At 72.9% G+C, this 14188-nt stretch carries 15 protein-coding genes; 9 read left to right on the top strand and 6 right to left on the bottom strand.

The genetic code is table 11. The features are described from left to right. Positions 1 to 26: 26 nt before the first annotated feature. A complete protein-coding gene (locus ACGF3J_RS26980) occupies positions 27 to 446 on the bottom strand; it encodes a molybdopterin-binding protein (protein ID WP_161326674.1) in 420 nt (139 codons plus the stop codon). Positions 447 to 575: 129 nt separating this feature from the next. On the opposite strand from ACGF3J_RS26980, the gene ACGF3J_RS26975 reads away from it, so the two are divergent. Further along, positions 576 to 1232, top strand: a complete 657-nt coding sequence (locus tag ACGF3J_RS26975) for a DUF1707 domain-containing protein (protein ID WP_161326673.1) — start codon at positions 576 to 578, stop codon at positions 1230 to 1232. A 99-nt stretch (positions 1233 to 1331) separates the two neighbouring features. On the opposite strand, the gene ACGF3J_RS26970 is transcribed toward ACGF3J_RS26975, so the two are convergent. Further along, positions 1332 to 1535, bottom strand: coding sequence for a DUF5999 family protein (locus ACGF3J_RS26970; protein ID WP_125494525.1), 204 nt, complete (start codon positions 1533 to 1535; stop codon positions 1332 to 1334). A gap of 272 nt (positions 1536 to 1807) precedes the next feature. Beyond that, on the bottom strand, positions 1808 to 2392 hold the full coding sequence (locus tag ACGF3J_RS26965; protein ID WP_161326672.1) for a hypothetical protein: 585 nt from the start codon (positions 2390 to 2392) through the stop codon (positions 1808 to 1810). A gap of 551 nt (positions 2393 to 2943) precedes the next feature. Between ACGF3J_RS26965 and ACGF3J_RS26960 the strand changes: the two genes are divergently transcribed. Together ACGF3J_RS26960 and ACGF3J_RS26955 are read left to right on the top strand one after the other, a co-directional pair. Next, positions 2944 to 4461: a glutamate--cysteine ligase gene (locus ACGF3J_RS26960; protein WP_161326671.1), complete on the top strand. Its 1518-nt coding sequence runs from the start codon at positions 2944 to 2946 to the stop codon at positions 4459 to 4461. A 98-nt stretch (positions 4462 to 4559) separates the two neighbouring features. Then, entirely contained in the window at positions 4560 to 5387 is an 828-nt protein-coding gene (locus tag ACGF3J_RS26955; protein ID WP_161326670.1) for a CPBP family intramembrane glutamic endopeptidase, read from the top strand. A 22-nt stretch (positions 5388 to 5409) separates the two neighbouring features. Here the strand turns inward: ACGF3J_RS26955 and ACGF3J_RS26950 are convergent, their stop codons facing one another. After that, positions 5410 to 6219 (bottom strand): PhzF family phenazine biosynthesis protein, encoded by an 810-nt coding sequence (locus tag ACGF3J_RS26950; RefSeq protein ID WP_161326669.1) that lies wholly within the window; start codon positions 6217 to 6219, stop codon positions 5410 to 5412. Between the two features lie 210 nt (positions 6220 to 6429). Between ACGF3J_RS26950 and ACGF3J_RS26945 the strand changes: the two genes are divergently transcribed. The 4 genes from ACGF3J_RS26945 (at position 6430) to ACGF3J_RS26930 (ending at position 10090) form a co-directional block, all read left to right on the top strand. Next, complete coding sequence (locus tag ACGF3J_RS26945) at positions 6430 to 7077, top strand: PadR family transcriptional regulator (RefSeq protein WP_161326668.1); 648 nt, start codon at positions 6430 to 6432, stop codon at positions 7075 to 7077. A 186-nt stretch (positions 7078 to 7263) separates the two neighbouring features. Further along, a complete protein-coding gene (locus tag ACGF3J_RS26940) occupies positions 7264 to 7803 on the top strand; it encodes a Clp protease N-terminal domain-containing protein (RefSeq protein ID WP_161326667.1) in 540 nt (179 codons plus the stop codon). Positions 7804 to 7953: 150 nt separating this feature from the next. Then, on the top strand, positions 7954 to 8958 hold the full coding sequence (locus tag ACGF3J_RS26935) for an EamA family transporter (RefSeq protein ID WP_161326666.1): 1005 nt from the start codon (positions 7954 to 7956) through the stop codon (positions 8956 to 8958). Between the two features lie 187 nt (positions 8959 to 9145). Next, a complete protein-coding gene (locus ACGF3J_RS26930) occupies positions 9146 to 10090 on the top strand; it encodes a DMT family transporter (RefSeq protein ID WP_161326665.1) in 945 nt (314 codons plus the stop codon). Positions 10091 to 10103: 13 nt separating this feature from the next. Here the strand turns inward: ACGF3J_RS26930 and ACGF3J_RS26925 are convergent, their stop codons facing one another. Continuing rightward, positions 10104 to 10790, bottom strand: coding sequence for a pyridoxamine 5'-phosphate oxidase family protein (locus ACGF3J_RS26925; protein WP_161326664.1), 687 nt, complete (start codon positions 10788 to 10790; stop codon positions 10104 to 10106). 35 nt (positions 10791 to 10825) lie between these two features. On the opposite strand from ACGF3J_RS26925, the gene ACGF3J_RS26920 reads away from it, so the two are divergent. Further along, entirely contained in the window at positions 10826 to 12163 is a 1338-nt protein-coding gene (locus tag ACGF3J_RS26920; RefSeq protein WP_161326663.1) for an aminotransferase class I/II-fold pyridoxal phosphate-dependent enzyme, read from the top strand. On the opposite strand, the gene ACGF3J_RS26915 is transcribed toward ACGF3J_RS26920, so the two are convergent. Beyond that, positions 12154 to 13152 carry a DMT family transporter gene (locus ACGF3J_RS26915; protein ID WP_237552320.1) on the bottom strand — a complete coding sequence of 333 codons (999 nt, stop codon included), beginning with the start codon at positions 13150 to 13152 and terminating at the stop codon, positions 12154 to 12156. The genes ACGF3J_RS26920 and ACGF3J_RS26915 overlap by 10 nt on opposite strands. Positions 13153 to 13227: 75 nt before the next feature. On the opposite strand from ACGF3J_RS26915, the gene ACGF3J_RS26910 reads away from it, so the two are divergent. After that, entirely contained in the window at positions 13228 to 14166 is a 939-nt protein-coding gene (locus ACGF3J_RS26910) for a LysR family transcriptional regulator (RefSeq protein WP_161326662.1), read from the top strand. Positions 14167 to 14188 lie beyond the last annotated feature (22 nt).

The raw sequence follows: 14188 nt of genomic DNA, 5'->3' as shown, positions 1-14188 counted from the left end.
GGGCCGGTGCGGAGCCTCTTGTCGTGTCAGGCGGTCGCGAGCGACACCTCCGTCGACTTGATCAGCGCGACGACGGGAGCGCCGACGGACAGGCCCAGGTCCTCGGCGGCCTCCTTGGTGACGACGGCGGTCAGCGCGCCGCCCTCGACGGCGATCCCGACGGACGCCATCGCACCCCCCGTGGTGAGTGCGGTGACGGTGCCGGGCAGCCGGTTGCGGATCGACAGGCCCTCGGCGCGCCCGGTGGCCAGGGCGACCTCCGTGGACTTCACCAGGGCCCGGACGGCCGTACCGGCGGCGAGCGCCAGGTCGTCGGCGGCGTCCCGGGTGATCGCCGAGGTGAGGTCCTGGCCGCCGGAGAGGCGGACCTTGACCGTCGCCATGGCCTCGCCCGGGGTGACGGCGGTGACGGTGCCCGGGAGCTGGTTGCGGATGCTCAGGGTCATGGGGGGACCGTAGCCCTGGAACGGGACGCGTGCCGGGCACCCGGGGCGTTGGGTGTAACGCGATATAGCGCTAGTATGTCGCGTGACGGGGCGCACACGGGATGCCCCCTGGGAGATCGGGGTGGAGCGATGTCGGTACAGCCCTCACCGGGAGGCGGGGCGCTCGCGCTCCGGGCCTCGCACGCGGACCGTGACAGTGCCGTGGATGTCCTGAGTGCCGCCGCCGGCGACGGCATGCTGACCGCCGAGGAGCTGGACGAGCGGGTCGGCGCGGCGCTCTCCGCGCGCACCCGGGGCGAGCTGGCGGCCCTGACGGCCGACCTGCCGGTGGCGCCGGAGGGACCGTTTCAGGCCGAGGCCAAGGACGTCGTCCGTATCGAGCAGGTAGGCGCGTCCACCCGGAGGGGTGACGGGTGGGTGGTGCCGCGGCGGATGGAGATCCGGTCGGACTGGGGAGAGGTGACGCTCGACCTCGCCCGCGCGGTGATCACGCACGACACCCTCCACATCGACCTGGCCCTGCGCGGCGGCACGCTGAAGCTCGTGACACGGCCCGGCATCGTGGTGGACACCGACTCGCTGATCGCGAGCTACGCCAAGGTGAAGGTGGCTCGGGCGGCCGGTGCCGGGGCCCCCGTGACCCTGCGGGTGGCGATAGCGGGAGAGGTCAGCTTCGGGCAGGTCGTGGTGCGTGCGCCGGGTCGGCGGTTCGGGCGGAGGGCCGGCCGGGGAGGGCTTGGGGGAGACAGCCGTGACCGCGTCGGCATGGCGGATTACGCGGGGTGATCGTCCTTGGACACACATCAGGGCCGGTTCGCAACCGTGGCTGCGGGCCGGCCCCATGGTGCGCCGGGCGGAGTGATGTCACCCCGGCCGGTGGGGTGCTCAGGCGGCGGTGATCAGACCCGCGCCGACGGGGCGGTGCGGGGCGATGATCTGGCCGTCCGGCAGAAGCTCACCGGTGTCCTCGAAGAGGACGACGCCGTTGCACAGCAGGCTCCAGCCCTGCTCCGGGTGGTGCGCCACGAGGCGGGCGGATTCCCGGTCGGCGGAGTCGGCTGACGGGCACGGTGGCTGGTGCTGACACATGAGTGGGGTCTCTCGGTCTGTGGTGATGGGTGAGTCTGCTGTCTTGTCTGTCCCGCGGCGTGAAGCGTTGTTCATGGCCGCCCCCCGTATGTTTAAGTCGGTCCGAACCCAGTGTTGCCCCACGGGCGCCGATCCGCAGGTATTTCGCAGCACCGCTTCTCACAGGTTGATGACGCATCACCCGCGCGGACGGTTCAGCCCAACTGCACTGTCACTTCGGGTGGTTCGGCATGGCCGAATGGGGCTAGTCCGCGCGGGTGGACGCGATGCGGTCAGGCGGGCGAGCCCAGCAGCCCCGTCGGTGTCACCCGGTGCGTGAGGACCGGCAGCAGCTCGGCGACCCGGTGCGGGCGGTGGGCCGCGATGCCCGGAGGCGCGGGCGCCAGCGGAATCAGCAGGTCGGTGGCGGCGGGGTGACCGGCGGCGGCGTCCGCGGCGCAGTCGCCGTGCAGCCACAGGGTGAGCATGTACAGCTCGGGTACCGACAGCAGACGCGGCTGGTAGGGCTGGGGCACCGACTCGGCCTGCCGCAGCGCGCGTTCGGTCGAGGCGACGTAGGGACCCTCGAAGAAGTGCGAGAACGCCCAGCCGTCCGGGGTCAGCATGGTCTCCGCGGCCGCCACCACCCGGTCGCCGCTGCGGATCAGGAACCGCCACCCGGCCAGCCGCGTCGCCGTCGCGCCGTCCGCCGTGACCCGGTCCAGGACGTGCACGGGCAGCGGCAGTTCGGGCGCGACGGGGCCCTGGGCGCCGAGCAGCGAGGGAGTCCGGGCCTCCCGGACCGCGGTGGGCGAGGAGAGGGCGGTGAGGACGGAGCGCAGGGCGGGCTTGGGGGCCGGCGGGACACGCAGGGGCATGGTGGGTCGCCTCTCATTCGAAGGCACGGTGGCGCGAGGGCGGAGCGGGGCGGACGACGCTGTCAGCTCACGGGGCTGGGGAGGCAGGGGCCGGGGTCCGGGAACCGAGAAGGGGGTGAGGTCTGCCGCGTGTCAGCTCGACGACGGCATCCTTCGACCGTGGGCGCCGGTCTTCTGCCTTGTCCGCGGAGTTTATACGACATGTGTTCAGACTGTGTTTCGGCTAGCTGATTCCGGCAACCAGTACAAGGTTGCATTCGGTCGTGGAGATGCGGGATTTCTCCACATTTTCGGGCCGGTGCACGACGGTGACCTCGGGGAATGTTCACCGAGCGGTCGGCCAATTGTCGTCGGCGTTTTTCACGAGTTACCGGACCCGGAAACTGCTCCACGCGCCATGCCTGGTGAATGTGCCACCGGTCACATCGGCACAGCGTAGCGGGTGCCGGGCCGCCGCGGGACGTTATCGATCGCTTCGGCTGGGCATCATCCAACCTGACCGGCCACCGGCGGCCGGATCTTCGACTGCCGCTCGCAGAAGGGAAGCTTCCATGGGGGAGAAGGTCGTGGCAGGTCAGTTCGACCTGTCCGATCGCCAGCGCTACCGCGAGAAGCTGCAGCGGTGCCTGACGGGTCTGGAGCGGCTTCTGGCGGAGAAGCGGTTCGACGAACCGAAGAACCTGATGGGGCTGGAGATCGAATTGAATCTCGTCGGTGCGGACGGGATGCCGAAAATGTTGAATGCGCAAGTCCTCGAACGCATCGCGAGCCGGGACTTCCAGACAGAACTCGCCATGTTCAACCTGGAAGTCAACATCGCCCCCCACCGGCTGGGCGGCCGGGTATTCGACCGGCTCGCCGAGGAGATCCGGACGTCTCTGGCATATGCGGACCGCAAGGCCGGCGAGGTCGACGCGGGAATCGCGATGATCGGAATTCTGCCGACGCTGGACCGGGACGACCTCGTTTCCTCCAATCTCTCCGCGGTGGACCGCTACGCCCTGCTCAACGACCAGATCGTGGCCGCCCGCGGTGAGGACTTCACCCTCGACATCGAGGGGGTCGAGCGTCTGACCTGCACCTCCAAGTCCATCGCGCCCGAAGCCGCCTGCACCTCGGTGCAACTGCACCTCCAGGTCACCCCGGACCGCTTCGCCGACGTGTGGAACGCAGCCCAGGCGGTCACCGCCGCGCAGATCGCCGTCGGCGCCAACGCGCCGTTCCTGTTCGGCCGCGAGCTGTGGCGCGAGTCGCGCCCCCCGCTGTTCCAGCAGTCCACCGACACCCGCCCGCCCGAGCTCCAGGCCCAGGGCGTCCGGCCGCGCACCTGGTTCGGGGAGCGCTGGGTGACCTCGGCCTACGACCTGTTCGAGGAGAACCGGCGCTATTTCCCGGCGCTGCTGCCGATCTGCGACGACGAGGACCCGCTGGAGGTCCTGGACGCCGGGGGTGTGCCCTCGCTCGCCGAACTCGTCCTGCACAACGGCACCGTCTACCGCTGGAACCGCCCCGTCTACGACATCGCCGACGGCGTCCCCCACCTGCGGGTGGAGAACCGCGTCCTGCCCGCCGGACCCACCGTCACCGACGTCATCGCCAACGCGGCCTTCTACTACGGTGTGGTGCGCGCGCTCGCCGAGGAGCCCCGGCCGGTGTGGACCCGGCTGCCGTTCGAGGCCGCCGCCGCCAACTTCGAGGCCGCGTGCCGGCACGGCATCGACGCCCGCTTCGAGTGGCCGCGCCGTGGCCGGCTGGGCGGCACCACCGAGGTCGACGCCGCCGTCCTCGTACGCGACGAACTGCTGCCGCTCGCCGAGGCGGGGCTGGACGCGTGGGGCGTGGAGCCCGCCGACCGGGACCTGTACCTCGGTGTGATCGAGGAGCGGTGCCGGCGCCGGGTCAACGGCGCGTCCTGGCAGGCGGCCACGTTCCACCGGGGGCTGGAGGCGGGGCTGTCCCGGGAGGACGCGCTGGCCGCCACGACCCGCCGGTACGTCGAGCTGATGCGCGAGGGTGATCCCGTGCACCTGTGGCCGGTGGGCCTGCCGGAGCCGGCGGCGCTGGGCTGACCCGCACCGGGCCGACGCCGGGTCGGACCCGGGCCCCGCCGCGCACCGTCCCATACTGATCGGGCAAGCTGTGACGTCCCAGCTGGAGGCAGGTGTGCATGGCGGAGGCGGGCCCGGTGGACGATTCGTTCCCTCACAAGCCGGTCGTCGGGGAGCAGGGTCCCCCGGAGCGGCTCTCACGGCGGACCCTGCGTGACGAGACGCTGCTCGTCCTGGCGCTGTCGCTGGGCGCGAGCGGCGTGTCCGCCCTCATCAGCTTCATCGGCTCGGTCACCCGGCCCGGCGGGCTCAGGGACCAGGCGGCCACCCTCAACGCCTCGGCGGCGCCCGGCCGTCCCTGGCTGGACCTGGCCTGGCAGCTCTTCGGCATCACCACGGCCCTCGTCCCCGTCGCCCTCGTCGCGCACCTCCTGCTCCGGGAGGGCAGCGGCCTGCGCGCCCTGGGCTTCGACCGCACCCGGCCGTGGCCCGACCTGGGCCGCGGGGCCGCCGTCGCCGCCGTCATCGGCAGCACCGGCATCGCCTTCTACCTGGCCGCCCGTGGGCTCGGCTTCAATCTCACGGTGGTGCCCGAGGCCCTGCCCGACGTGTGGTGGAAGTACCCCGTACTGATCCTCTCGGCGGTGCAGAACTCCGTCCTGGAGGAGGTCATCGTGGTCGGCTATCTGCTGCGCCGCCTCGACCAGCTGGGCTGGAGCGCGGGCGCCTCGCTGGCGGCCAGCTCGGTGCTGCGCGGGTCGTACCACCTCTACCAGGGCATCGGCGGCTTCATCGGCAACATGGTGATGGGCGTCGTCTTCGTGTACCTGTACCGCCGTTGGGGGCGCGTGGGTCCGCTGGTGGTGGCGCACTCGCTGCTCGACATCGGGGCCTTCGTCGGATACGCGCTGCTGGCCGGCAAGGTGGGCTGGCTGCCGACGGCGTGAGAGTCCCCGCCCCGACGGACGGTCAGGCCAGCAGCTCACCCTCGATCACCGTCACCGCGCTGCCGCTGAGCAGCGTGCGCCCGCCCCGCAGTTCCGTGCGGACCAGGCCGGAGCGGGGCGATGCCTGGAGCCCCGTGAGGGCGGGGCGGCCCAGTCGCTCGGACCAGAAGGGCGCGAGGGCGGTGTGGGCACTGCCCGTGACGGGGTCCTCGTCGATGCCGACGTTGGGGAAGAAACAGCGGGAGACGAAGTCGTACCCCCGGGCGGGGTCGTCCGCGCGGGCGGTGGCGATGACACCCCGCGCGGAGTGGGCGCCCAGCGCCTTGTGGTCCGGCGTCAGGGCGCGCACGGTCCCCTCGTCGGCGACCTCGACCAGCAGGTCGCCGATGTTCGGTCCGGTGTCGAGGACGGTGAGCGGTTCGGCGCCGAGGGCCTCGGCGACGCCCGCCGGGGTCTCGATCGGAGTCAGCGGCGCGGTGGGGAAGTCCAGGGTGACGGAGCCGTCCTCGCCGGGCGTCGCGACGAGGACGCCGCTGCGGGTGGCGAACCGCACCGGGCCCTCGTGGGCGCCGCTGGTGTGCAGCACGTGGGCCGTGGCGAGGGTCGCGTGGCCGCACATCGCGACCTCGGTGGCCGGTGTGAACCAGCGCAGCGCCCAGTCGGCCTCGCCGCCCGCGGGCAGGGGGTGGGCGAACGCCGTCTCGGCGTGATTGACCTCCAGGGCGACCCGCTGCAGTCGGTCGTCGTCCGGGAAGGCGTCGAGGAGCAGGACCCCGGCGGGGTTGCCGGCGAAGGGCCGGTCGGTGAAGGCGTCGACGATTCGGATACGCATGCCCCGACGCTAGACGTCGCGGGGCGCCGCGGACCAAGGCCAATCGGCGATGGCTGGACCGGATTCCGCCTGGACCGCGGTCTCCGCACGGTCCATCCGTCCAGAGCCGTCAGGGGTCGGTCGGGGAGTGATCGAGGGCTTGCTCTGCGATAGGTTCCGATATATCGTTGAGGCATCGCGACAGATCAACGACTGAATGGAGTGATTGCGATGCGTACCCACGGATACGAGCGTGGACATGGTGGACAGGGCCGCGGCGAAGGCGGCCCCTACGGCCGTGGTGGCTTCGACGGGCGGCGTGCGGCCTTTGGTCCCTTCGGGCCGGGTGGTCCCGGTGGCGGCCCCGGTGGTCCGTTCGGGCCGGGCTTCGGTCACGGCGGCCCCTGGGGAGGCCGAGGGCGCGGCGGGCCCAGGGGAAGGGCACGGCGGGGTGACGTGAAGGCGTCGATCCTGGCCCTCCTGAAGGACCGGCCGATGCACGGTTACGAGATGATCCAGGAGATCGCCGAGCGCAGCGGCGGGGCGTGGAAGCCCAGCCCCGGCTCGGTGTACCCCACCCTCCAGCTGCTGGAGGACGAGGGTCTGATCGCCAGTGAGAGCGAGGGCGGCAAGAAGCTGTTCGCGCTCACCGAGGAGGGCCGCGCCGCGGCCGAGGAAGGCCCCGACGCACCCTGGGAAGACGCTTCGAAGGGCGTCGACTGGGAGGCCCTGAACGACATCCGGCAGGCCGGGTTCGGGCTGATGGAGGCGTTCGGCCAGGTCTGGAAGACCGGCAGCAAGGAGCAGCGGGAGAAGGCGCTCGCCGTCATCGGCGACGCCCGGAAGAAGCTGTACCTGATCCTCGCCGACGAGGACTGACGGAGCACGGAGTGCCGGGGTGCCTCGCGGAGCGATCCGCGGGGCACCTTCGCGTGGCTGCGGTGAAACGGCTTGATCTCATCCGCAAGGAGGAGATTCCGGCCGCGCGGGTCCACTCTGTGTGGGACGCCGAAATGCTCCCCCTCGGGGATGACGCACACGTCCGGGACTGGTGAGCTGGAAGATGTGCAACCCCGTATCCCCCGGCAGTCGGCCGGCGAGCAGGACGCCCGGCGCCCGGACGGCACCGACCTCGATCACCGGTTCACCGCGGAACTGGCGTCGGCGGTCTCCGGTGCCCGCCGCAGGGCGGTGCGGGACGGGGACCGGCAGGTCGACACGGCCCATCTGCTGCACTCCCTCCTGGAATCCGACGGCGAGGTCCGGGCGGTGCTCGGGGACGGGCCCCGGATCGCCCGGCTGCTCGGCTACCTCGTGCAGCGCAGCATCGGCTACGGCCTGCGCTGGCAGAGCGCCGTCGAGGACTCCGGCGCCGTCCCCCTCGTGACCGGCGTCGCCGGATTCTCGCCGCTGGCCGCGGCCGCCATGGAGGAGGCCGGTGCGCGTGCCGCACGGCGCGGGCACGTCCGGGCCTGTGGTGTCGACCTGCTCGCCGCCCTGGTCGCGGACCCGCACGCGCGCGCCGTCGAGATCCTGGCCCGGGTGGCCGTCGAGCCGCGCACGGTGGTCGCCGACGTGGACCGGTACTTCGAACCGGCCTCCTGAGCCCGGGGTTCGGCTGCTCGGCCTCAGACGTCGCCGGGCCGACCGTCCGGCGCGTGCCGTCCCGCCCCCACATCTCCGGCCCGCCCCGGACGTCCAGTCGGTGAGACAGGTGTCATCGGGGGTGACGGTCATGTCGACCCCTGTCATCATGTGCCGGTGCATACGTCTGACAGCGCCCGCGGCAGCCGCGGCAAGGGGACCGGGCTCGGCCTGGCGCTCGCGTCCGCGGTCGCCTTCGGCGGTTCCGGAGTCGCGGCCAAGCCGCTCATCGAGGCGGGCCTCGACCCGCTCCACGTGGTCTGGCTGAGGGTGGCCGGCGCCGCCCTGGTGATGCTGCCGCTCGCCGTGCGCCACCGCGACCTGCTGCGCCGCCGCCCCGGACTGCTCGCCGGGTTCGGTCTGCTGGCCGTGGCCGGTGTGCAGGCCTGTTACTTCGCGGCCATCTCCCGCATCCCCGTGGGCGTCGCCCTGCTCGTCGAGTACCTCGCGCCCGCCCTGGTCCTGGGCTGGGTCCGGTTCGTGCAGCGGCGGCCGGTGACACGGGCCGCCGCACTCGGCGTGGTCCTCGCGGTCGGCGGTCTCGCCTGCGTGGTGGAGGTCTGGTCGGGCCTGCGCTTCGACGCCGTCGGGCTGCTGCTCGCGCTCGGCGCCGCCTGCTGTCAGGTCGGCTACTTCGTCCTGTCCGACCAGGGCAGCGACGCCGGTGACGAGGCCCCCGACCCGCTCGGCGTGATCGCCTACGGCCTGCTCGTCGGGGCGGCGGTGCTCACCGTCGTGGCCCGCCCCTGGTCGATGGACTGGTCCGTCCTCGGTCACACCGCCTCCATGGACGGCACCCCGGTTGCCGCGGCCCTGCTGCTCGCCTGGATCGTGTTCATCGCCACGGTCCTCGCCTACGTCACCGGCGTGGTGTCCGTGCGCCGGCTGTCTCCGCAGGTCGCCGGCGTCGTCGCCTGCCTCGAAGCGGTCGTCGCGACCGTGCTGGCCTGGGTGCTGCTCGGCGAGCACCTCTCCGCCCCGCAGATCGTCGGCGGCGTCGTGGTGCTGGCCGGTGCCTTCATCGCCCAGTCCTCGACGCCCGCCAAGGGCTCCGCGGAACCGGTGGCGAGCGGCGGGGAGGAAAGGGAGTTGTCCCGGCGGGGAACGGCGGCCTAGGGTGCGGATCATGCACTCCGACGTACTCGTCCTCCCGCCTCCGGCCGCCTGAGGCGGGCCCCTGTGACGAGCCCGGCGCGTGGTCGCCGGGCCGGACGGTGCCGCCCGCAGACGCAGTCCTAGCGCCCCGGCAGCTCCGGGGCCGCGCCGAACTTCCGCGCCTCGTGCGTGTCTGCGGAGAGAACTCGTGTCGAACGCCGTCTCCGGCCTGCCCGTCGGGCGTGGCCTCCTCTATCTGATCGTCGCCGGTGTCGCCTGGGGCACGGCCGGTGCCGCCGCCTCGCTGGTCTACCGGTCCAGTGACATGGGCCCCCGCGCCCTGTCCTTCTGGCGCTGCGCCGTGGGACTCGTCCTGCTGCTCGCCGTCCGTCCGCTGCGTCCGCGTGGGCGGAGGGCGGCCGTGGCCGAGCCGTTCGCCCGCAAGGCGGGGCGGGCGCTGGTCACCGGCCTCGGTCTCGCGGTGTTCCAGACCGCCTACTTCGCCGCAGTGCAGTCCACCGGGCTGGCCGTGGCCACCGTCATCACCCTGGGCGCCGGGCCGGTGCTGATCGCGCTCGGCGCGCGCATCGCCCTCGGTGAGCACCTCGGCCTGGGCGGTGCCGCCGCCGTCGTCGGCGCGCTCGCCGGGCTCGTGGTACTCGTCCTCGGCGGAGGGAGCACGAGCGTCCGTCTGCCGGGCGTACTCCTCGCGCTGCTGTCCGCCGCCGGGTACTCGGTGATGACACTGCTCACCCGCTGGTGGGGCCGCGACGGCGGGGCGGACGCCGGGAGCACGTCGGTGGGGGCCTTCGCCGTCACCAGCCTGTGCCTGCTGCCGCTCGCCCTCGCAGAGGGGCTGCTGCCGCACACCGCCGAACCGGTCCGGCTCGGGTTGCTGCTCGCGTACGTCGCCGCCGTGCCGACCGCCCTCGCCTACGGGCTCTACTTCGCCGGAGCGGCCGTGGTCCGGTCCGCCACCGTCTCCGTGATCATGCTCCTGGAGCCGGTCAGCGCGGCGGCGCTCGCCGTCCTGCTGCTCGGGGAGCACCTCACGGCGGCGACCCTGGCCGGCACGCTGCTGATGCTCGGCTCGGTGGCGGGGCTCGCGGTGGCGGAGACCAAGGCGGCACGGACACGACCGGCGCCCGCCTAGGGGTGGACCAGCGTCACAGCGCCGACAGGTAGCCGGGCAGGGCGGTGCCGGCGTCGAGGTCCGGGTCGGCGACCGGGGCGTCGTACCCCTTGCGCACCGGGACCAGACCCGCCCAGTGGGGGAGGGCGAGGTCCTCCGGTTCGTCGTTCACACCGCCGGTGCGGAGCTTGGCGGAGACCTCGTCCAGGTCGAGGCGGATCACGGCGGTGGCGGCCAATTCCTTCTTGTTGGCGGGCCGGGAGTCCCGCGAGCGGCCGGGGACGACGTGGTCGACCAGGGCGTCCAGGGCGGTGCGCCGCTCCTCGGGGTCCGTCACCTCGTACGCGGTGCCGTGCACGACCACCGACCGGTAGTTGATCGAGTGGTGGAAGGCGGAGCGGGCCAGCACCAGCGCGTCCACGTGGGTCACCGTCAGGCACACCGGCAGGCCCGGGTCCGCGGCGCCGGTCATCCGCAGCGGGCGCGAGCCCGTCGAGCCGTGCACGTAGAGCCGCTCGCCCACCCGTCCGTAGAGGGTCGGCAGGACCACCGGGGCACCGTCCCGGACGAAGCCGAGATGGCAGACGTAGCCCTCGTCGAGTATCGCGTGCACCAGTTCCCTGTCGTACGAGGCCCGGTCGGGGGAGCGGGTGGGGACGGTGCGGTCGGTGGACGGATAGGCGGTCGTGGGCTGCGACGGCGTCTGCGCGGTCCCCTGCATGGCGTTCTCCATTGTACTAGTGCATAATGCTGTTTGTGCTAGGAGAGTATCTGATCGCGGGACGGGGCGCAGCGGAGATTTCCGCGAGCGTCGAGCGTGCGGTGGGCTCGGGGGAGTTGGAGCCGGGACAGCCGCTGCCGCCGATGCGGGAGCTGGCGGAGCGGCTCGGGGTGAACCCGAACACCGTCGCCGCCGCCTACCGCACCCTGCGCGAGCGCGGAGTGATCGAGACGGCCGGGCGCCGGGGCAGCCGGGTGCGGGCGAAGCCCGCCACCACGGGCCGCGAGTTCATCCGGGTGGAGGTGCCCGACGGGGTGCGCGACCTCTCCGACGGCAATCCGGACCCGGCACTGCTGCCCGCGCTGGGCCCGGTGTTCGCCGCGGCCGCCGAGCAGGGCGACCGGGATCCGGTGATGTACGGGCACGCGGCCGTAACCGCCGAACTCGAGCGCGTCGCCCGGGCCGAACTGGACGCCGACGGAGTGCCCGACGGGCCCGTGGTGGTCACCTCCGGCTCGCTGGACGCCATGGAACGGGTACTCGCGACCCACCTCAGGCCCGGCGACGCCGTCGCCGTGGAGGACCCGGGCTGGGGCAGCCTCCTCGACCTGGTCCCCGCGCTCGGACTGCGGACGGTCCCCGTCCGCGTGGACGACGAGGGGCCGCTGCCCGAGGACGTACGCCGGGTGTTGGCGGCCGGCGCCCGCGCGCTGGTCGTCACGGTCCGCGCGCAGAACCCGACGGGTGCGGCGATCGGAGCGGCGCGCGCGGCCGATCTGCGGTCCGTGCTGAGCGACCATCCCGAGACCCTGCTGATCGAGGACGACCACGGCCACCGCATCGTCGACCTGCCCCCGCACCCCCTCGCCGGTACGACCCACAGCTGGGCCTTCGTGCGCTCGGCGGCCAAGGCGTGCGGGCCCGACCTGCGGCTCGCCGTGTTCACGGGGGACCCCGTCACGCTCGACCGGGTCCGCGGCCGGCAGCGGCTGGGACCCGGCTGGGTCAGCCACGTCACCCAGCGGGCCGTGGCCCTGCTGTGGGCGGGCGGCGCGGTGGACGCGCAGGCGGTCGCGCCGGTGTACGGGCGGCGCCGGGACGCGCTGCTCGCCGCCCTCGCGGACCACGGGGTCGCCGCGCACGGCCGCAGCGGCATGAACGTGTGGATCCCGGTGCCGGACGAGACCGGTGCCGTCGCCCGGCTGCTGCACGCCGGCTGGGCCGTGGCCCCCGGAGCACGCTTCCGCGTCGGCGCCCCGCCGGGCATCCGGATCACGGTCTCGACGCTGTCCGACGAGGACATCGGTCCGCTGGCGGCGGCGGTCGCGGCGGCGGTGGGGCCGGGCACGGAAGCTTCGCGGAGCTACGTCTGAGACGCGGTGCTCCGAGGGCGCTCCTTGAGCTTCGCGTCCTCACGCTCCGGGACCGGGGCGGCGATCGTGGGCGCCCCGGCGGCCCTGGGCCGCGACTGGGTCAGCGCCGCCCCGGCGAGGACGACGAGCGCGCCGACCGGGGTCGACCAGGACAGCGACTCGCCGAGGAGCGCGACGCCCGCCGCGGTGGCGATGACGGGGGTGAAGTACGTGACCATCTGGGCCGTCGTCGGTCCGACCTCCGCGACCAGGTCGTACTGGATCAGGAAGGCGAGCCCGGTGCCGAGGATGCCCAGGGCCGCGACCGACAGCAGGGGCAGGACGGGAAAGCTGGTCGGGACCGAGGTGAACAGCGGAGTCACGACGGCCAGTTGCAGCGTGGCGAGGCCCAGCTGGGCGCCCGTCAGTGAGAGGTGGGAGTGGCTGGAGCCGGCCAGGGTGCGGCGCACGTAGATCCAGCCGACCGGATAGCTGAGCGAGGCCAGCAGGGCCAGGGCGGTGCCCGTGACGTCCAGCCCGTCGAAGCCCTGCCAGACGCCCAGCACCGTCAGCACGCCCAGGAACCCGATGCCGAGCCCTGCCACCCGCCGCCGCGTCGGCCGGTCCTCGGAGAGGGCGACCAGCGACAGGGCCATGCCCCACAGCGGCGAGGTCGCGTTGCAGATGCCGGCGAGCGACGACGGGATCGTCAGTTCCGAGAAGGCGAACAGCGAGAACGGCAGCGCGTTCAGCAGGAACCCGGCGACCGTCAGATGCACCCAGGTCCAGGCGCCGCGCGGCAGCCGCTCCCGCTTCACCGCCATCGCGGCCGCGACCACCGCCGTACCGAACGCCAGCCGCCCCAGCGTGACCTGGAACGGGGCGAAACTCTCCGTCCCGACCTTCATGAAGAGGAAGCTGAAACCCCAGACGAGGGAGAGGAACCCGAAGCGCAGCCGCCAGTCGAGGACGCGACGGGCCGCGGGCGAGGACGTACCACTGCTGCTCATGCGAGCAACGATGGAGCAGAGCATCCTCGTAGCACAATCGAGATTTCGCACCGAATATCTCGTAGTGTTGCTTACATGTTGAACCTGGAGCGCCTGCGCACCCTCGACGCCCTCGCCCGGCACGGTTCGGTGAGCGGCGCCGCCGCCGGTCTGCACATCACCACCTCCGCCGTCTCCCAGCAGATGGCCAAGCTGGAGCGCGAGGCCGGCCAGCAACTGCTGGCGAAGAACGGGCGCGGCGTGCGCCTCACCGACGCGGGCCGACTGCTCGCCGAGCACGCGGCCCGCATCCTCTCCCAGGTCGAGCTGGCCCAGGCCGATCTGGAGGCGCAGCGCGGGCAGGTGGCGGGCGAGCTGCGGCTGTCCGCGTTCCCGACGGCCGCCCGCGGGCTCTTTCCCACGGCTCTCGCCGCCCTGCGCACCGAGCACCCCGCGCTGCGCCTGCGCTCCTGCGAGCTGGAACCGGAACGCGGCATCAACGGCGTGGTCCGCGGCGACCTCGACCTGGCCGTCGTCCTCGACTGGTACAACAAGCCGATGCCGCTGCCCGACGGCCTGGTCAAGGCGCCGCTCCTCGACGACCCCGCCGACGTGGCCATGCCGGCCGGCCACCGGCTCGCGGGTCGGGACGAGGTGGACCTCGCCGAGTTCGCCGAGGACGAGTGGATCACCTGGGGCGAGGGCGAGTTCTGCCACGAGTGGCTGATGTTCACGCTGCGCTCGAAGGGCATCGAGCCGATCGTCGGACACCGCGCCGCCGAGACCCACACCCAGCTCGGCCTGGTCGCCGCCGGGCTCGGCGTGTGCATCGCGCCCCTGCTCGGGCGCCTGCCGATGCCCGCGGAGGTCGTCACCGTCCCCTTGAAGCAGCGGGTGCGCCGGCATGTGTACGTCGTGTGGCGCGCGGACGCGGACCGCCGCCCGTCGATCCGGGCGGCGGTGGACGCGCTGCGGGCGACCGCGGCGAAGGTGGGACAGGCGGGCCGAGTCCGCCACGGCGAACGCCAGGAGTGACGGATCGCCACGACGAACGCCA

The sequence above is a fragment of the Streptomyces sp. NPDC048171 genome, from assembly GCF_043202655.1.
In the GTDB taxonomy this organism is placed as follows: domain Bacteria; phylum Actinomycetota; class Actinomycetes; order Streptomycetales; family Streptomycetaceae; genus Streptomyces.
The sequence above is the reverse complement of the archived record's forward strand: the minus strand, read 5'-3'. Positions and strand labels throughout refer to the sequence as shown.